Source organism: Mesorhizobium sp. M1E.F.Ca.ET.041.01.1.1 (genome assembly GCF_003997355.1).
GTDB lineage: Bacteria > Pseudomonadota > Alphaproteobacteria > Rhizobiales > Rhizobiaceae > Mesorhizobium.
Genome location: NZ_RZSL01000066.1, coordinates 1 through 17,768, shown reverse-complemented (window position 1 = coordinate 17,768; position 17,768 = coordinate 1). Strand labels below are relative to the sequence as shown.

At 64.3% G+C, this 17,768-nt stretch carries 22 protein-coding genes and 1 pseudogene; 20 read left to right on the top strand and 3 right to left on the bottom strand.

What is annotated here, in order from left to right; translation table 11 throughout:
- Positions 1–273 precede the first annotated feature (273 nt).
- The 9 genes from EOA38_RS08530 to EOA38_RS08485 all read left to right on the top strand — a co-directional run bounded on the left by EOA38_RS08530 (position 274) and on the right by EOA38_RS08485 (position 8,554).
- Positions 274–708: an organic hydroperoxide resistance protein gene (locus tag EOA38_RS08530; protein ID WP_126091202.1), complete on the top strand. Its 435-nt coding sequence runs from the start codon at positions 274–276 to the stop codon at positions 706–708.
- Complete coding sequence (locus tag EOA38_RS08525; RefSeq protein ID WP_127298953.1) at positions 705–1,208, top strand: MarR family transcriptional regulator; 504 nt, start codon at positions 705–707, stop codon at positions 1,206–1,208. The genes EOA38_RS08530 and EOA38_RS08525 overlap by 4 nt, the downstream gene beginning before the upstream one ends.
- Before the next feature lie 171 nt (positions 1,209–1,379).
- Positions 1,380–2,177, top strand: coding sequence for a transporter substrate-binding domain-containing protein (locus tag EOA38_RS08520; RefSeq protein ID WP_127298952.1), 798 nt, complete (start codon positions 1,380–1,382; stop codon positions 2,175–2,177).
- Between the two features lie 266 nt (positions 2,178–2,443).
- Entirely contained in the window at positions 2,444–3,256 is an 813-nt protein-coding gene (locus tag EOA38_RS08510) for an amino acid ABC transporter permease (RefSeq protein ID WP_127298950.1), read from the top strand.
- A gap of 112 nt (positions 3,257–3,368) precedes the next feature.
- Positions 3,369–4,004, top strand: a complete 636-nt coding sequence (locus tag EOA38_RS08505) for a class I SAM-dependent methyltransferase (protein ID WP_127298949.1) — start codon at positions 3,369–3,371, stop codon at positions 4,002–4,004.
- Positions 4,005–4,037: 33 nt separating this feature from the next.
- Complete coding sequence (locus EOA38_RS39050) at positions 4,038–4,325, top strand: hypothetical protein (RefSeq protein WP_189434551.1); 288 nt, start codon at positions 4,038–4,040, stop codon at positions 4,323–4,325.
- Between the two features lie 84 nt (positions 4,326–4,409).
- On the top strand, positions 4,410–5,819 hold the full coding sequence (gene leuC / locus EOA38_RS08495) for a 3-isopropylmalate dehydratase large subunit (protein WP_126091207.1): 1,410 nt from the start codon (positions 4,410–4,412) through the stop codon (positions 5,817–5,819).
- A 270-nt stretch (positions 5,820–6,089) separates the two neighbouring features.
- On the top strand, positions 6,090–7,286 hold the full coding sequence (locus EOA38_RS08490) for a GGDEF domain-containing protein (protein WP_127298948.1): 1,197 nt from the start codon (positions 6,090–6,092) through the stop codon (positions 7,284–7,286).
- Positions 7,287–7,354: 68 nt separating this feature from the next.
- On the top strand, positions 7,355–8,554 hold the full coding sequence (locus tag EOA38_RS08485; protein WP_127298947.1) for a GGDEF domain-containing protein: 1,200 nt from the start codon (positions 7,355–7,357) through the stop codon (positions 8,552–8,554).
- Here EOA38_RS08485 and EOA38_RS08480 read toward each other — a convergent pair.
- On the bottom strand, positions 8,538–8,885 hold the full coding sequence (locus EOA38_RS08480) for a hypothetical protein (RefSeq protein ID WP_126091209.1): 348 nt from the start codon (positions 8,883–8,885) through the stop codon (positions 8,538–8,540). The two genes, EOA38_RS08485 and EOA38_RS08480, sit on opposite strands and share 17 nt — an antisense overlap.
- 256 nt (positions 8,886–9,141) lie before the next feature.
- Here EOA38_RS08480 and EOA38_RS08475 point away from each other — a divergent pair, with 256 nt between their 5' ends.
- From EOA38_RS08475 to EOA38_RS08440, 7 genes are all read left to right on the top strand, one after another.
- Positions 9,142–9,606, top strand: a complete 465-nt coding sequence (locus EOA38_RS08475; protein WP_127298946.1) for a hypothetical protein — start codon at positions 9,142–9,144, stop codon at positions 9,604–9,606.
- Between the two features lie 226 nt (positions 9,607–9,832).
- Entirely contained in the window at positions 9,833–10,255 is a 423-nt protein-coding gene (gene sdhC, locus EOA38_RS08470) for a succinate dehydrogenase, cytochrome b556 subunit (protein ID WP_126091211.1), read from the top strand.
- Positions 10,255–10,650: a succinate dehydrogenase, hydrophobic membrane anchor protein gene (gene sdhD / locus EOA38_RS08465; protein ID WP_127298945.1), complete on the top strand. Its 396-nt coding sequence runs from the start codon at positions 10,255–10,257 to the stop codon at positions 10,648–10,650. The genes sdhC and sdhD overlap by 1 nt, the downstream gene beginning before the upstream one ends.
- A gap of 4 nt (positions 10,651–10,654) precedes the next feature.
- Positions 10,655–12,487, top strand: coding sequence for a succinate dehydrogenase flavoprotein subunit (gene sdhA, locus EOA38_RS08460; protein ID WP_127298944.1), 1,833 nt, complete (start codon positions 10,655–10,657; stop codon positions 12,485–12,487).
- 2 nt (positions 12,488–12,489) lie between these two features.
- The gene (locus EOA38_RS08455) at positions 12,490–12,924 is read left to right on the top strand and encodes a DUF3052 family protein (RefSeq protein WP_127298943.1); all 435 of its coding nucleotides are present in this window, start codon (positions 12,490–12,492) and stop codon (positions 12,922–12,924) included.
- Entirely contained in the window at positions 12,924–13,703 is a 780-nt protein-coding gene (locus EOA38_RS08450; protein ID WP_126091215.1) for a succinate dehydrogenase iron-sulfur subunit, read from the top strand. Before EOA38_RS08455 ends, EOA38_RS08450 begins: the two co-directional genes overlap by 1 nt.
- Positions 13,704–13,922: 219 nt before the next feature.
- Entirely contained in the window at positions 13,923–14,561 is a 639-nt protein-coding gene (locus EOA38_RS08440) for a DUF480 domain-containing protein (protein ID WP_127298942.1), read from the top strand.
- Positions 14,562–14,823: 262 nt separating this feature from the next.
- Here the strand turns inward: EOA38_RS08440 and EOA38_RS08435 are convergent, their stop codons facing one another.
- Complete coding sequence (locus EOA38_RS08435; protein WP_127298941.1) at positions 14,824–15,249, bottom strand: OsmC family protein; 426 nt, start codon at positions 15,247–15,249, stop codon at positions 14,824–14,826.
- A gap of 197 nt (positions 15,250–15,446) precedes the next feature.
- On the opposite strand from EOA38_RS08435, the gene EOA38_RS08430 reads away from it, so the two are divergent.
- From EOA38_RS08430 to EOA38_RS08415, 4 genes are all read left to right on the top strand, one after another.
- Positions 15,447–15,656 carry a hypothetical protein gene (locus EOA38_RS08430; RefSeq protein WP_126091217.1) on the top strand — a complete coding sequence of 70 codons (210 nt, stop codon included), beginning with the start codon at positions 15,447–15,449 and terminating at the stop codon, positions 15,654–15,656.
- Between the two features lie 2 nt (positions 15,657–15,658).
- Entirely contained in the window at positions 15,659–16,015 is a 357-nt protein-coding gene (locus EOA38_RS08425; RefSeq protein ID WP_126091218.1) for a YciI family protein, read from the top strand.
- Between the two features lie 177 nt (positions 16,016–16,192).
- Complete coding sequence (locus tag EOA38_RS08420; protein WP_126091219.1) at positions 16,193–16,549, top strand: YciI family protein; 357 nt, start codon at positions 16,193–16,195, stop codon at positions 16,547–16,549.
- 168 nt (positions 16,550–16,717) lie between these two features.
- Positions 16,718–17,248 (top strand): hypothetical protein, encoded by a 531-nt coding sequence (locus tag EOA38_RS08415; protein WP_127298940.1) that lies wholly within the window; start codon positions 16,718–16,720, stop codon positions 17,246–17,248.
- Between the two features lie 269 nt (positions 17,249–17,517).
- Here the strand turns inward: EOA38_RS08415 and EOA38_RS08410 are convergent.
- Positions 17,518–17,768 (bottom strand): annotated as a pseudogene (locus tag EOA38_RS08410) (2-octaprenyl-6-methoxyphenyl hydroxylase); the annotation flags it as partial.

The window sequence follows — 17,768 nt, the reverse complement described above, 5'->3', positions numbered from 1 at the left end:
CCTTCATACCCCCCTCTGTCCTGCCGGACATCTCCCCCGCAAGGGGGGAGATTGGCAGCTTCGGCGCCGCGTCCTCCCGTGGAGGTCGACAATTGGCGAAAGTCGCGGAACATCCGATCTCCCCCTTGCGGCGGAGATGGCCGGCAGGCCAGAGGGGGGTGCTGTCCCGCCAGCGGTTCCGATTTCTGCCCCAAAGGGTTCCAGCGCCGGCGCCCTTGACATCCATTTATCTTGTACACTAAATAATCGTGCACAAGATAAATGGAGACAAAGATGTCAGCACTCTACACCGCCCAGGCTCGCGTCGTCGGTGGCCGCGCGGGTCATGCCGAGACCAGCGACGGTCTGCTCAAACTCGATCTGGCGATGCCGAAGGAACTCGGCGGGCAGGGCGGCGCAACCAATCCGGAGCAGCTTTTCGCCGCCGGCTATGCCGCCTGCTTCGAAAGCGCGATCCGCTTCGTTGCGCGAAAGCAGAAGCTGCCGCTTCAGGATGCGGCGGTGACGGCAACGGTCAGCCTCTATCCGAACGACCAGGGAGGCTTCAGGCTCGGCGTCGCGCTGGCTGCCGAAACGAAAGGCCTTGATCAGGCGGGCGCGGAAGCGCTTGTATCGGAAGCGCACCAGGTCTGCCCCTATTCCAACGCCATCCGGGGCAATATCGATGTGGCGCTTTCCACGGTGGCGCTCGCGGCAAAGGCGGCATGACGACGAAGCTCGAAACCCGGCCCAGCGACGCCCCGGCGGATACCGCCGCCGGGGCGCTCGCCGTTCCACGTCTCGACCAGCAGCTCTGCTTCGCGCTCTATTCGGCAAGCGGGCTGATGACGAAGCTCTACCGGCCGCTGCTCGATCCGCTCGGCCTCACCTATCCGCAATATCTGGCGATGCTGGCGCTGTGGCAGCGTTCGCCCATGACGGTGGGCGAGCTTGGCGAAGCGCTGGGGCTGGATTCCGCGACATTGACGCCGCTGATCAAGCGGATGGAAGCGGGCGGCCTCGTCACGCGCCGGCGCGACAGTGCGGACGAGCGCCGGGTGCTGGTCGAGCCGACGGCAAAAGGCCAGGCGCTGCGCGCCAACATGAAGGATGTGCAGGCAGCGCTTGCCTGCAGCATGCCGCTGGAACGCGCCGAGCTCAAAGCCCTGCACGGCACACTCATCCGGCTGGTCGCCGGACTGCGCGAGGCCGCCGCCGATCAGGACTGATCGCAGCAACGTCCGTTCTAGAATTCATCTTTCGGAAGCATTGAATTCCAGGCCGACGCTTAACGTCGCAGCGGATCGGCTTGCAAGGCGCTTGCGGAAAGCTAAAGTCGGCGCCGGATTTTGTCCTGGCGCACTGGGATCGTGCGGCCAATCACATTCGGGGAGTTTGTCATGATCAAGTCGAAACTGTTGCTGGCCGCCATGGTGGCCTGCCTTCTCGCGCCCGTCGCGGCGCTCGCCGATACGCTGCCCGATCTCGGTGGCAAGAAGGTCGTGGTGGTGACGGAGAACGCCTATCCGCCGCTGCAGTTCATCGACAAGAAAACCGGCAAGCAGATCGGCTGGGAGTATGACGCGATGGACGAGATCGCCAAGCGGCTGAACTTCAAGGTCGAGTACCAGAACACCTCCTGGGACGCGATGATCCAGGCGGTTTCCGACAACCAGTACAACATCGGCATGACCGGCATCACCATCAAGGAAGACCGCAAGGAGAAGGTCGACTTCTCCGACCCCTATATGCGTTCGGAGCAGTTCATGCTGGTGCGCGGCGACGAGAACCGCTTCACCGACGCCAAGAGCTTCGGCGCCTTCAAGGACGGGCTGATCGGCGCCCAGCCCGGCACCACGCCCTTCTACACCGCCGTCTACAGCGTGCTCGACGGCAACGAGCAGAACCCGCGGATAAAACTGTTCGAGACTTTCGGCGCCACCGTGCAGGCGCTGAAGTCGGGCGACGTCGATGTCGTGCTCACCGACGGCACCGCCGGCAAGGGCTATGTCGATGCTTCCGAGGGCAAGCTCAAGCTGATCGGCGGGCCGCTGGGCACCGAGGACTTCGGGTTCATCTTCCCGAAGGGCTCGGACCTGGTGAAGCCGGTCAACGCCGCGATCGCCGCGCTCAAGGCCGACGGCACGCTCGATGCGCTGAACAAGAAGTGGTTCCTTGATTACAAGATGGGGCAGTAGCTCGTTTTGGCGCGGGCGGTGCGCAACGGCTACGGGCGGAAAGCCGCGAAAGCCTCATTCCTTCCCACCCCCCTCTGTCCTGCCGGACATCTCCCCCGCAAGGGGGGAGATTGGCAGCTTGATCCACGGCGCCTTTCCCTCAACGTCGGTTATTGGCGAAAGCCGCAGCGACATCTGATCTCCCCCCTTGCGGGGGAGATGCCCGGCAGGGCAGAGGGGGGTGTGCCGGAACGCGGCATTAACAATTATGCCGTCGACGCCGCCTGATGCCCGCCGCAACCTCCACCGCCAAATCCGAGTTCCCCTGGTGGCTGGCCGCCGCCCTTGTGCTCGCCTTGATCGCGGCGCTGGCGATCGCCGCGAGCGACCTCTACGCCCAGGTCTTCGCCACCGTCGCCAAGGGCATCGGCATCACCATCTTCGTCACGGTCGTCGCCTTCGCGCTGGCTTCGGCGTTTGGCCTCGGCATCGCGCTGATGGCATTGTCCGGTTCGCAATGGCTGCGGCAGGTCGCGCGCTTCTATGTCGAGATCATCCGCGGCGTGCCGATCCTGGTGCTCCTGTTCTGGATAGCCTTTGCCGGGGCGCCGGCCTTCGTCGCGGGGTGGAACGCGCTGACGGCGCCGCTGCAGAGCGCCGGCTTCATGGGCGAACTCCTGGTGCGCGACGTCTCACTGCTCTGGCGCGCCATCATGGCGCTCACCATCGGCTATTCGGCTTTCATCTCGGAAGTCTTTCGGGCCGGCATCCAGTCGGTCGAGAAGGGTCAGATCGAAGCCGCCAAGGCGCTCGGCCTGACGCGCGTGCAGCGCTTCCGGCTGATCGTCTTCCCGCAGGCGATCCGCACCATCCTGCCGCCGCTCGGCAACGACTTCGTCGCCATGGTCAAGGATTCCTCGCTGGTCTCGGTGCTGGGCGTCGCCGACATCACCCAGATGGGCAAGGTCTATGCCGCCGGTTCCTTTCGCTTCTTCGAGACCTATTCGATCGTCGCCTACATCTATCTCATCCTGACCGTCGGCCTGTCGCTGGCGCTGAGAGCGCTGGAGCAGCGGCTGCGCCGGCAGAACGAGGCATAGCGGCCCGGCGAAGACCGCGCTACGATCCCGGTTTGTCGTTACCGGACGCATGCCGTCTTCCCGCGCCGCCGCGCTTTTGCACGGCCTGCATCCGGTGAGGAGGAACCGATCCATGAATTTCGACAAGGCCAATGCGGCATTGGATTCCGTCTATACGGCCGATACGCCGGAAGCGCTCGCCAAGGCCTATGCCGAATGGGCGGCGACCTATGACAGCGAAACCGCCTCGCTCGGCTATCTCTTGCCGTTCCTCATCGCCGCCTGGGTGGCGCGCTATGTGCCGACGGGCGATGGCCCACTGCTCGATGCAGGCTGCGGCACCGGCCTGTCGGGGCCGTCGCTGAAGGCGCTGGGCTATGGCGATATCGCCGGGCTCGACCTTTCCGACGACATGCTGAAGCTCGCCGGCAGCCGCCAGGCCTATGGCGAGCTGAAGAAGGCGATGCTCGGTGGTCCGCTGCCTTGGCCGGACAGGCATTTCCGCGCCTTCTTCTCGACCGGCGTCTTCACCATCGGCCACGCGCCGGCCTCCGGCCTGCACGAGCTGGTGCGCGTCACGAAGAGCGGCGGCCACGCCATCTTCACCGTGCGCGACCAGGTTTTCGAGAGCGGCGGATTTCAGGCTGTGTTCGACGATCTCACGCAGGCGAGGAAGTGGCGGCTGGTCGAGCAAAGCCCATGGTTCCGCTGCTACGCGATCGGCGATCCGGATGCGCTGGTGAAGACGTTTGTGTTCGAGGTGTTGTGAGCGCGGCGCCCCCTTCTCCCCTTGTGGGAGAAGGTGGATCAGCGCGATAGCGCCGAGACGGATGAGGGGTGTTCCAGCGGAGTGAGACGCTGGCTTTCCCTGGAGCACCCCTCATCCGTCGCCTTCGGCGACACCTTCTCCCACAAGGGGAGAAGGGCGTCGCGCCAATTGCCGAAAAGCCAAAACATTGCTATTTACCCCGCCATGGAAGAGCTTTTCGGCGATCCGGCCTACAAGGGTTTCGTGCTGCAGGACAGGAAGCGCCTGCCGTCGCGATTCGCCGCGCGTGTCTGCGGCGCGCTGACCAGCCGACTTCGCTAAGGCGACACCGCCTCGTCGCCTTGCCGGGCCTGCATGCTCCGGCGCCGGCTTCTCCCATTTTTCGAAATCGACGGATTTACGCACATGAGCGCACCGCGCACCCTCTACGACAAGATATTCGACGACCACGTCGTCGACCGCCAGGACGACGGCACCTGCCTGCTCTATATCGACCGCCACCTCGTCCACGAGGTCACCAGCCCGCAGGCCTTCGAAGGCCTGCGCATGAGCGGCAGAAAGGTCCGGCATCCCGAAAAGACGCTGGCCGTGGTCGATCACAATGTGCCGACCTCGCCCGAGCGCAAGTTCGGCATCAAGAACGAGGAAAGCCGCATCCAGGTCGAGGCGCTGGCCAAGAACGCCAAGGATTTCGGCATCGAATATTACTCCGAGAACGACGTCCGCCAGGGCATCGTCCACATCATCGGCCCGGAGCAGGGCTTTACGCTGCCCGGCATGACCATCGTCTGCGGCGACAGCCACACCTCGACGCACGGCGCTTTCGGTGCGCTGGCGCATGGCATCGGCACATCGGAAGTCGAGCATGTGCTGGCGACGCAGACGCTGATCCAGCGCAAGGCCAAGAACATGCTGGTGCGTGTCGACGGCCAGCTTCCGGAAGGCGTCACCGCCAAGGACATCATCCTTGCCATCATCGGCGAGATCGGCACCGCCGGCGGCACCGGCTACGTTATCGAATATGCCGGCGAAGCGATCCGCTCGCTGTCGATGGAAGGCCGCATGACGATCTGCAACATGTCGATCGAGGGCGGGGCGCGGGCCGGGCTGATCGCGCCGGACGAGACCACCTTCGCCTATGTCAAGGACAAGCCGCGCGCGCCGAAGGGCGCGGCATGGGACGCGGCACTCGCCTATTGGAAGACGCTGCATTCCGACGAAGGCGCGCATTTCGACAAGGTGGTCGTGCTCGACGCGCAAAAACTGCCGCCGATCGTCTCCTGGGGCTCCTCGCCCGAGGACGTCGTCTCGGTGCAGGGCTCCGTGCCCAATCCGGCCGATATCGCCGACGAGAACAAGCGCACGTCCAAGCTGCGCGCGCTCGACTATATGGGGCTGACGCCGGGAACCAAGATCACCGACATCGCGCTCGACCGTGTCTTCATCGGCTCCTGCACCAATGGCCGCATCGAGGATCTGCGCGCCGCCGCCAAGGTGGTCGAGGGCAAGAAGGTCAATCCGCGCGTCAACGCGATGATCGTGCCGGGCTCCGGACTGGTCAAGGAGCAGGCGGAAGCCGAGGGTCTCGACAAGATCTTCGTCGCCGCCGGCTTCGACTGGCGCGAGCCGGGCTGCTCGATGTGCCTGGCCATGAATGACGACCGGCTGAAGCCGCATGAGCGCTGCGCCTCGACCTCGAACCGCAATTTCGAGGGCCGGCAGGGCTTCAAGGGCCGTACCCATCTGGTGTCGCCGGCCATGGCGGCGGCGGCGGCGATCGCCGGCCACTTCGTCGACATCCGCGACTGGAAATAGGACACCGCGGCTATCCCGTCACCGAACCCCGGACCGCGTCGCGGTTCGGGGTTTTTCACGCTAAAGCGCGTCGCGATCTTTCAGATTCGCTCCGTGCGCTTTAGGTTTTTGATTTTACGCATGTCTTGGTCCCGAAACCGGCTCCCACTTTCGGGAGACATGCTTTAGGCCGAAGCAAGATTGCACCTGCGTCAGCTTCCGCTTAACTGCTTGTTTGCGCTTCCGGACTAGCATCTCCCCCAGGGTAAGTTTGGGGAAAGTCACGGTCCGTTGGACACCGGTCTGCTCATAGCGCTGCTCAACCCGACGATAGCGCTGGCGCTTGGCGCCGCGTTCCTCGTGCTGTGGTTCTATCAGCGCCACCGCCCGTATCTGGCGGCGCTGGCGGCGAGCTATTGCCTGTCGGCCTCGGGCTTCCTGCTGCAATATTTCACGCTTCCGGTCGGCGTCGTGGCGACCAAGCTGATCTCCAACATATGCTTCACGATCGCCGCATGCTGCCTTTCCAGCGCCATCGTCGCGCGCTTCGGCCGGCGCGTGCCCTGTATCGGCATCGGCATCATGACCGGCGGCGGGCTCGCCGCCTTCTCATGGTTCATGTTCGTCCAGCCCGATCTCACCTGGCGCGTGCTTGCCATGAATTTCGGTTTCGGCGCCTTGAGCCTGCTGGTCGCCGCCGAGCTCAGGGCAGTGCGCAACAATGGGCCGACCGAAAAAATCCTGTTCGTGCTGTCGCTGCTTTCCGGGCTGAACTTCATCGCCCGTACCCTGATCGTCGTCATCGCGCATGGTCCGTTCTCAAGCTATGACGGCTTCTACGGCTCGTCCTATTGGACGACGGCGCTGCTCTCGCATGCGCTTTTATCGCTCTTGACGGCGCTCTCCCTGTTCACGGCGGCGGCGCTCGATGTGATGAAGGGTCTGAAGGCGGAAACCCATACCGACCCGCTGTCGGGGCTGCTCAACCGCCGGGGTTTCGAGGAACGGGCAGCGCTTCTGCTCGATCAATGCGCCAAAACAGGATCCCCCGTCGCTCTGGTGCTTGCCGATCTCGATCACTTCAAGGCGCTCAACGACCAGCACGGCCATGAGGCGGGCGACAGGGTGATCGTCGATTTCGCCGCCAAGCTGCGTTTTGCCACGGGCACGCGGGGCGCTGCCGGCCGCATCGGCGGCGAGGAGTTCGCCGTGCTCCTGCCGCTCAGCGATCTCGCCTCGGCGCGGTTGTTCGCGGAAGCGATCCGCGCCTATTATTCGGCGGGCGCGGTCGATGGGCTTCCCTCCGGCATCAGGCTGACCGCGAGCTTCGGCGTCGCCGCCCGCACCGGCAACGAAAGGCTGATGCCGCTGATGCGGCGCGCCGACGAGGCGCTCTACAAGGCCAAGAGGAACGGCCGCGACAGCGTCCGTCTCTCCTACGAGCGGCCTGAAACCGCCTTCGTGCCAGCAGCGGTCAGCGTCGGCTGAATCAGCGGCCTGCGTTAACGGCTTTTTCGCCCGTCGATGGTTTTCTGTCCGAGGGGCATCGAAGGAACATGGGCAGCGCTGATTTCATCCTGATGATCAATCTGTCCGTCGCCGGGCTGCTGGCGACGGCCTTCATGGCGATCGCCATCCATGACGTCGGGCGCGTGTCGGCGCACTGGCTGGCCTTCAGCTATGTGCTCGGCATGGCCTATTTCGCCATCGAATTCAGCATCCCCGCCTTTGCCGACGCCCGGCTGCCGGTCGTCGCCGCCTTCGCCGTCTTCCTCGGCGCGACCATCGCCTTCAATGGCGGGCTTGCCTATAGATATGGCGTGAGCCCGCCCTGGGCGCCGATGCTGTTCTTCCTGGCTGTCGCCTCGGTCGCCGTTTATCTGGTGCAGGATCTGCCGCGCCACTCGCTCACCCGCATGATGGCCTATCAGCTTCCCTATGCCGCCATGCAGTTTGCCGCCCTCGGCATCGTTCTCTCGGCAAGGCAGAGGCTCGGGCGGCTCGATTACGCGCTGATGGCGGTGCTGGCGGCGAGCGCCGTGCAGTTCGCCTCGAAGCCGTTCATCGCCGGCGCGCTCGGAGGATGGGGCGCCGATCCGCAATCCTACGTGCAGACGGGCTATGCGCTGGTGTCGCAGTCGCTCGGCACCGTGTTCGGCCTGGCGTTGGCGCTGCTTGCGCTCGCCCTGCTGGTGCGCGACGTGCTGGCCGAGGCGACGTCGAAATCGGAGATCGACACGCTGTCACGGCTGCTCAATCGCGGCGGTTTCGAACGTCATGCCGAGCTCGCCTTGCGGGACGCCGTGCGCCAGGGTGTTCCGGTGGCGCTGGTCATTGCCGATCTGGACCACTTCAAGGCCATCAACGACAGCTACGGCCATGCCAGCGGCGATCGCGTCATCGAGACCTTTGCAGGCCTGCTGCGCGAGGCGGCGGCCGAACATCATGTCGCCGGCCGCATCGGCGGCGAGGAGTTCGCCATCATCCTGCCCGGCACCAATCTTGCCGCCGCACGGCTGTTCGCGGAGGGCGCGCGCAGCGCGTTCGGCACTTTGCCGATCGACGGCCTGTCCGTCGATCATCGCTGCAGCGCGAGCTTCGGCGTCGCCGAGCTTGCCGCGGACGAGGGTTTTTCAGATCTCCTGCGGCGCGCCGATGAGGCCCTTTACACGGCCAAGAATGCCGGCCGCGACTGCGTGCGCGTATCGCCCGGACTCGTGATGCGGCAGGCCAAGGCGCTCAGCGGCAAGGGCTGAGGTTGGGCATCTCGCCGTCGGAAAGCCCGTACATATAGGAGCGGCCCTTCACGAACACCGGCGGCTGGTAGCAGCCCGGCGCGCCGGCATCGTCGGAGTCGTAGATGACGTCGGGCTGGCCGGCACCGGTAAAGTTCGAGAGCTCCTTGGCGTGCCTGCCCTCGCCGACGATGATGCGCTTGTAGCCGGCGGCGCTGTCGATGACGAGATTGCCGAAGGAATCGGCATAGACGCGGTCGTGGTGGCGCAAGCCAGCTTCCGACGGCGTGGCAAAAGCGACGGCCATCGCCGCAATCGCCGCAAGGCAAGCCAGCACTGAATTCGAACGCATTTTGTCCTCCGTTCACCGGCGCGACCTCAAGGCCACGGCCCGGACTTCGTCCGAATCAGAAATTAACCCTTTCTTAACCTTTGTTAAGAGGCGGACCGCCTTCGGTGCCGGATCTTAATGAATATGGTTAATTCTGGTGAGAAGGCCCAAGCCACGCAGGCATCAAGCGGCTCGCCTGCCCCGACCTGCTGACTCGGGGTGAACTTGATCTTGCCGTGCCGCGTGGCTAGCGTGCCGCGCACGAAAGGTGCAGCACATGACATATGGCCACAGGGTTCGGGTGTTGCTCGGTATCCCGCTGTTTCTCGTTGCCGCAGGCTGCGTGTCGCAGGACGGCGCGCCGAAAGCGGCATCGACTACGGTCGCGCCTGCTTCGGCTCAGCAGTCCACCGCACCCGCGGCGTCTCCGGCACCTGCACCGCCTGCAGCATCGGCAACGCCTGCGGCATCTGCGACCAAGATCACTACCGACCTTACCTTGCCGCGATCAAGTATCGGCATGGCCACCTACAAATGCGGCAATGGCGGCATGATCTCCATCCAGAATCTCGGCACGTCGCTGCGTGTGGCAGGACCGGATGGTTGGACCGAGGAGTTTGCGGCGTCGCCCCCCAACCAGAGCAGCCGCTACCAAGCGGCGACGCATGACGCAATCGTGATCGACGGGGGCGAAGCGCTGGTCATGAAGAAGGGTTCGAGGCCACTCACCTGCAGACGGTAGCGAGGTCAATCTTCATCGGCATACCACACTGCGCCGGCTTCGCATCGCGCGCTAATCGATTGAAGCGGAATCGCCGCCTTTTGTCAGACTAAATGATGTTTCCAAAACGATTTTCCGGCTTTGACGCGGTGCAAAAAGAGCATTAGAAACCGCCTATCCGAAGCCATATATGGAGACGGCAAAAGCCGCGCCCTTCGAGGCTTCGGGACGCCGAACTGGGGGAGCCATGAGCAAATCACCAGCCACCCACGCAGTTGCCAGACGTGAACGGCCGCTATCGCCGCATCTGACGATCTACCGGCCGCCGATCACGATGACGATGTCGATCATCCACCGCATCACCGGCGGCGCGCTGTATTTCGGCACGCTCTTGGTGGCGGCATGGCTGATCGCGGCGTCGAGCTCGCAGGCCGCGTTCGATTGGGTCGACTGGGCCTTCGGCTCCTGGCTCGGCCGGCTGGTCCTTTTCGGCTACACCTGGGCGCTGATGCACCACATGCTGGGCGGGCTGCGCCACCTTGTGTGGGACACCGGAGCGGGGCTCGAGAAACACACCGCCTCGAAGATCGCCTGGGCGACGCTCGCCGGCTCGATCGTGCTCACGCTTTTGATCTGGATCGCCGGCTATACGGCGCGGGGAGCTTTCTGATGAGCGCGAAGAACACCGACATGCGCACGCCGCTCGGCAAGGTGCGCGGCCTGGGCTCGGCCCGCGAAGGCACCGGCCATTTCTGGCGCCAGAGGCTGACCGCGATTGCCAATATCCCGCTCATCCTGTTCTTCGTCGGCTTTTTGATCGCGGTCAACGGCCACGGCTATGCGGACGTGCGGGCTTCGCTCGCCAATCCGTTCGTGGCGCTCGTGCTGGCGCTGGTGCTGATCTCCGGCCTCTATCACATGCGGCTCGGCATGCAGGTGATCATCGAGGACTACGTGCATGGCGAAGGCATGAAGCTGGCGCTGATCGCCCTCAACACATTCTTCTCAGTAGCAGTCGGCGTCGCCTCGCTCTTCGCCCTGCTCAAACTGGCATTCGGAGGCTGAAGTCTTGGCCAAGGACGCAAACAAAACGGCTTCCGCCTACACTTTTGTCGATCACAAATTCGATGTCGTGATCGTCGGCGCCGGCGGCGCCGGGCTGCGCGCCACGCTCGGCATGGCCGAGCAGGGCCTGCGCACGGCCTGCATCACCAAAGTGTTCCCGACCCGCTCGCACACGGTGGCGGCGCAAGGCGGCATCGCCGCCTCGCTCGCCAATATGGGCCCCGACAATTGGCAGTGGCATCTGTTCGATACCGTCAAGGGATCGGACTGGCTGGGCGACATCGACGCCCAGGAATACATGGTCCAGCAGGCGCCCGCCGCCGTCTACGAGCTCGAGCATTACGGCGTGCCGTTCTCGCGCACCGAAGAGGGCAAGATCTATCAGCGGCCATTCGGCGGCATGATGATGAATTTCGGCGAGGGTCCGCCGGTGCAGCGCACATGCGCGGCCGCCGACCGCACCGGCCATGCCATGCTGCACACGCTTTACGGCCAGTCGCTGAAGAACAACGCGCAGTTCTTCATCGAATATTTCGCGCTCGACCTGATCATGGAGCCGGACGGCACCTGCACCGGCGTCGTCGCCTGGAACCTGGACGACGGCACCATCCATCGCTTCTCGGCCAAGATGGTGGTGCTGGCGACCGGCGGCTATGGCCGCACCTATTTCTCCGCCACATCGGCGCACACCTGCACTGGTGACGGCGGCGGCATGGCCGCACGTGCCGGGCTTGCGCTGCAGGACATGGAGTTCGTGCAGTTCCATCCGACCGGCATTTACGGCGCCGGCTGCCTGATCACCGAAGGTGCGCGCGGCGAGGGCGGCTATCTCGTCAATTCCGAGGGCGAGCGTTTCATGGAACGCTATGCGCCGTCGGCCAAGGACCTTGCCTCCCGCGACGTGGTCTCGCGCTGCATGACGCTGGAGATCCGCGAAGGCCGCGGCGTCGGGCCGAAGAAGGACCACATCTTCCTGCATCTCGACCATCTCGACCCGGCCGTTCTGCATGAAAGGCTACCGGGCATTTCGGAGTCGGCAAAGATCTTCGCCGGCGTCGACCTGACCAAGGAGCCGATCCCGGTGTTGCCGACGGTCCACTACAATATGGGCGGCGTGCCGACCAATTACTGGGGCGAAGTGCTCAACCCGGCGGCGAGGAGTCCGGATCGCGTATCGCCCGGGCTGATGGCAGTGGGCGAGGCCGCCTGCGCTTCGGTGCACGGCGCCAACCGGCTGGGCTCGAATTCGCTGATCGATCTGGTCGTCTTCGGCCGTGCCGCGGCGATAAGGGCCGGCGAGGTGATCGACCGCAACTCGCCGATCCCTTCGCCCAACGCGGCTTCGGTCGAAAAGATCATGGATCGCTTCGACCGGCTGCGTCATGCCAACGGCTCGACGCCAACGGCCGATGTGCGCGAAAAGATGCAGAAGGCGATGCAGGAGGACGCGGCGGTGTTCCGCACCCAGGACTCGCTGGACAATGGCTGCAAGCGCATTTCCGCGATCTGGGGTGAGCTCAAGGACATAAAAGTGTTCGACCGCTCGATGATCTGGAACTCCGACCTGGTCGAGACGCTGGAGCTGGAGAATTTGATGGCGAACGCCATCACCACGGTCCATGGCGCCGCGGCGCGCAAGGAGAGCCGCGGTGCGCACGCGCGGGAAGATTTCCCGGATCGCGACGACGCCAACTGGCGCAAGCATACGTTGGCCCGCGTCAGCGAGGACGGCAAGGTGACGCTCACCTACCGGCCGGTGCATACCGACACGCTGCTGCCGGAAAAAGACGGCGGCATCAACCCGGCCAAGATCGCGCCGAAGGCCAGGGTGTACTGACCATGGCATTGGCGGCCGCGGGATATTCCGGCACGTCCCTTCCGGCCAAGCTCGGCCTGAAGGACGGCATGGTCGCCGCCTTCATCGCGCTGCCGCCGGAGCTCGGCGACCTGGCCGAAGCCGTGGCGTTTGCCGGGGTCGATCGGCTTCCTGAATGGTCATCGATCTCAGGGAATCAGAAATACGATGCCGTGCATGCCTTCACCCGGCAGCGCGCCGAGATCGAGGACGGCCTTGCCGGCATCGAGACGGCGATCAAGCGCGACGGCATGGTCTGGGTTTCCTGGCCGAAGAAGGCATCGAAAGTGCCGACGGACGTCACCGACGGCGTCATCCGCGCCGAGGCGCTCAAGCGCGACCTCGTCGACGTCAAGGTCGCCGCCGTCAGTGAAATCTGGTCCGGGCTGAAGCTCGTCATCCGAAAGGACCGCAGGTAATGGTCGAACTCACGCTTCCCAAGAATTCGAAAGTCCAGCAGGGCAAGACCTGGCCGAAGCCGGAGGGCGCCACCAACCTTCGCGAATACCGCATCTACCGCTGGTCGCCGGACGACGATGAGAATCCGCGCATGGACACCTATTTCGTCGACATGGACGATTGCGGGCCGATGGTTCTGGATGCGCTGCTCTGGATCAAGAACAAGATCGACCCGACGCTGACGCTGCGCCGCTCCTGCCGCGAAGGCATTTGCGGCTCCTGCGCCATGAACATCGACGGCTCGAACACGCTGGCCTGCACCAAAGGCTGCGACGACATCTCCGGCGCGGTGAAGGTCTATCCGCTGCCGCATATGCCGGTGATCAAGGACCTCGTGCCGGACCTCACCAATTTCTATGCCCAGCACGCCTCGATCGAACCGTGGCTGAAGACGGTCTCGCCGACGCCCGCGACGGAATGGCTGCAGAGCCATGAGGACCGCGAAAAGCTCGACGGGCTCTACGAGTGCATCCTGTGCGCCTGCTGCTCGACATCATGCCCGAGCTACTGGTGGAACGGCGAGCGCTATCTTGGCCCGGCGACGCTGCTGCAGGCCTATCGCTGGCTGATCGACAGCCGCGACGAGGCCAAGGGCGAGCGGCTCGACAATCTGGAAGACCCGTTCCGGCTCTATCGCTGCCACACCATCATGAACTGCGCGCAGACCTGCCCGAAGGGGCTTAACCCCGCCAAGGCGATCGCCGAGATCAAGAAGATGATGGTGGAGAGAAGGATTTAGCGGCAAATTGTTGCTGTCGCGACCCTTCGCACCCCCTCTGGCCTGCCGGACATCTCCCCCGCAAGGGGGGAGATTGGCTGTCTTTCCCGCTTTCGCTAATCTTCAACGTTGCAAGAATGGACGAACGGCGCTGAAGCTGCCGATCTCCCCCCTTGCGGGGGAGATGTCCGGCAGGACAGAGGGGGGTGCTGTCCCTCCGGACTCAAAAGGATAGCTCACATGACCGATCTCCCCGTCCTCTCTGCCACCGAAGCGCGCGTGCTCGGCTCTCTGATCGAGAAGAAGGAGCTGACGCCGGACGTCTATCCGCTGACGCTCAACGGCGCGCATCAAGCCGCCAACCAGAAGACGGCGCGCGAGCCGGTGATGGCGCTGGAGCTGACGGAGATCAGGCGGGCGCTGAGCACGCTCGAGCAGAAGGGCCTGGTGCGCCAGGCCTTCGCTTCGCGCGTCGAGCGCTACGAGCATCTGATGGCGCAGCGCTTTTCGCTGACGACGCCGCAGATCGCCATCGTCGGTTTGCTGCTGTTGCGCGGCGCGCAGACGGCGCATGAATTGCTGGCGCGCGCGGAGCGCATGGCGCGCTTTGGGACGATCGAAGAGCTTCGCGACAATCTCGACCTTTTGATCGGCCGCCGCCCGCCGCTTGTGCAACTGCTCGAACGCGCGCCCGGGCAGCGCGAGGAGCGCTATGTGCATCTGTTGAGTGGGCCGGTGGAAACGACGGCGGTAGCGGTTGCGGCGCCGTGGCAGCCGGCGACGTCATCGGATTCCGACCTCGAAGCGCGGGTGCGGGCGCTAGAGGAGGAGGTCGCGGCATTGCGCGCTAAGATCGGGGCGCTGGGCGGCGGACAGTAGGTCGCAAGAAACGCATCGTCCTCCGGCGTTGGCGCTGCCCCTCACCTGCCTGCCGGCATCCTCTCCCCGTATAGTGACGGGGAGAGGGGCGCTATCGCCGGCGGTTTCGCCAATCGCCAGCGCCGCAACAGGGTCGCGGAGAAGTCGCGGCGCGCTCCTTCTCCCCGTTACTATACGGGGAGAAGGTCCCGGAAGGGGGATGAGGGGCGGCGCAAGCGCCTGAAATAGTGCGCTCCAAACCGATAGCGGCTTTCGCCAGCGCTCACCCCAGCCTGGCGTCGAGCGAAACCTTGATCGCCCCGAGCGCTTTCGACACCGGGCATTCGGCCTTGGCCTTTTCGGCGAGTTCCTTGAACTTCGCCGCGTCGATGCCCGGCACCTTGCCGACCAGGGTGATGGCGCTGCCGGTGATGCCGGTGCCGGGCACCAGCGTCACCACCGCCTCGGCGTCGAGCTCGGCCGCCGGCGTGCCGTTCTCGGCCAGGAAGTGCGAGAGCTGCATGGCGTAGCAGCCGGCATGCGCCGCCGCGATCAGCTCTTCCGGATTGGTGCCCGATTTGCCGCTCTCGTCCTCGAAGCGCGCCTTGAAGGAATAGGGCGTGCCTTTCAAGGTCCCGCTCTGCGTATCCAGCGTGCCCTTGCCCTCTTTCAGATTGCCTTTCCAGACGGCGTTTGCGGTGCGGTCCATGAAATCCTCCTCGGTTGAGCGTGATCAAAGCCCGGCCAACTATAGCGCGCGCCGGCGTGAAGGCCACCGCGCTTTCACACCGGCGCGCGGTATCGCCATCGGACGACAAAAAAATGCATGTGCAAAAATGTCGACTTGCCCGGGGTCCGGCCGTCCTGTGGGCGGCCACGCAAATGATGGCCGGATGGAGGCTCAAAATGGATACGCTGTTTTCCGCTCGCAAAAGAATGTTCCGACAAGAAACCGACTGGGCCGAGGTGCCGCCTTCGGGCTTTGGCCGCCTGCTCGTGGCTGTCGCCGTCATCGGGCTCGCCATCGGCCTGCTCGACCATGCCGCAGCGCAAGCGAGCCTGGCTGGCAGCAGCTTGATCGCGTCGTCCTATGATCCGGCCCAGCAGAGGAGATAGAGATGCAATATGTTTGCCTTGTCTACGGTGAGGAAGCCGAACTTCATGCGCTTGGCAGCGGAGGGCTGGCGAAGCTCGACGCCAGAGCGATCGCCTACAACAAGGGGCTGGAGAAAAGCGGGCGCCTCATCATCGCGCAAGCGCTGCAATCGGCAACAACATCGAAGACCGTGCGCCGGCGCAAGGGCAAGACGCTCGTCACCGATGGTCCCTTCGCCGAGACCAAGGAGCAATTGCTCGGCTTCGTCATGATCGAGGCCTGCGACCTCGACGAGGCCATCGAGATCGCCTCGACCAGCCCGCTTGCCGAAATCGGCATGCTGGAAGTGCGCGCCGTCTACCACATACCGGGCTCGTAGCCCGGTTCAGCTTTTCATGGAATCGCCGGCTCAGCTTAAGCCTTTGTTTTTACGCAATTCCGGACGGAAAACCGTTACACACTTTTCCTGGAATTGCTCTGGGCCGGATCGCCGGCGGGCAGCCGGCTGCGGCCGTTGCCCGGCGAATGTCATTATCGCAATCACGGGAAGAACACGATGAAATATCTTTGTCTCGTCTATCACGAGGAAGAAAAGCTCCACGCCCTGTCGCGCGGCGAGGCGGCAAAGCTCGACGCCGATTCGCTCGCCTACGACAGAGAACTGGAAAAGAAGGGCTACCTGATCGCGGCGCAGGCGCTGCAATCGGTAAAGACGGCCAAGACCGTGCGCCGGCGCAAGGGCAGGAAGCTCGTCACCGACGGGCCGTTCGCCGAGACCAAGGAACAGTTGCTCGGCTTCGTCATGATCGAAGCGGCGGACCTCGACGAGGCGCTGGACATCGCCGCCGGGATTCCGCTCGCCGAGCTCGGCACCGTCGAAGTCAGGGCCATCTACGACATACCGGGGTCATGATGCCAGCGTATGGCGATTGCGCAGGCCTTTGTCTTGCTGGATGCCGGCCGAAACCGCTGCACGCTTTTGGCCGACATGCATTAGGAGTTTCTTCATCGCCGCAACTGTCGCGTGTTGAAGCGATGCCACACTTCTCCTATCGTTGCCGGGTTTTTGGGGGAATTCGGCATGCCTTTCCTGATCGCTATCCTTGGCGTGCTCGGCGCCGCGGCCATCTGGTGGTACCGGATGAAGGCCATGAACGAGGCCGCGCGTGAGGTCGCCGACGTCGTCGGACGCGTGCAGGGGAACATCCGCCGCAAGAAGCTGCGCAAGCAGGCGGCACTCTCGCCGCTGACGGCGATCGACGACCCCGTCGTCGCGGCCGCGACGCTGATCACCGCGATCGTTTCGGAACATGGTCCGATCCTGCCGGGGCGCGAGGCCGCGCTGCGGGAGGTGATTGCTGGAATTGCGGACAGCCGGAAAAAGACCGACGAGGCCGTCGTCTACGCCAAATGGGCCGCCGCGCAGATCGACGACACGACGATCGTCATCGACAAGCTGGCGCCGTTCCTGCGCGAGCGCCTCGATCCGCATGAGCGGGACGATCTGCTCAGGATGTTGAACCGCGTGGCGCAGGGCGGCGAGCAACGCCTGCGGATCGCCGACCAGCGGATGCTGAGGCTGCGGCAGAAGCTCGGGTTCGAGGTGAATTGAGCTGAAGCTGTGGCGGCCGGATCGCCTGCTTTCGTGATTGGCCGAAACGCCCCTCACGTCGTCATTCTATGGCGGAGCAAGGAGCGAAGCGACGCGGCGCAGACCATAGAATCCATTCCGTTACCTATAGGCGTTGCAGCGATACAGAATTCTGCTCCGCTGCACCCTACGATCAAAGTCACGGAATGGATCCTCGGGTCTGCGCTCCGCTTCGCGTCGCTCCGCCCGTGGATGACGACGTCGTGTAGGCCTCGGCCAATTGTGAGACGCTAGATCGCTTCACCCTTGAGCAGCCGCGGCGTGTCGCCCGACAGGCCCGAGGCTTGGCGGATGAAGAAATCCTTGAGCCCGGGCATCCGTTCGACAAGGCCGAGGCCGATGTCGCGCACGGCGCGCAGCGGGCCGATGTCGTTGGAAAACAGCCGGTTCAGCACATCGGTGGTGATGCCCATCTGCAGCGTGTCGAAGCGGCGCCACTGCTGGTAGCGCTCGAGCACGTCGAGGGCGCCGATGTCCTGGC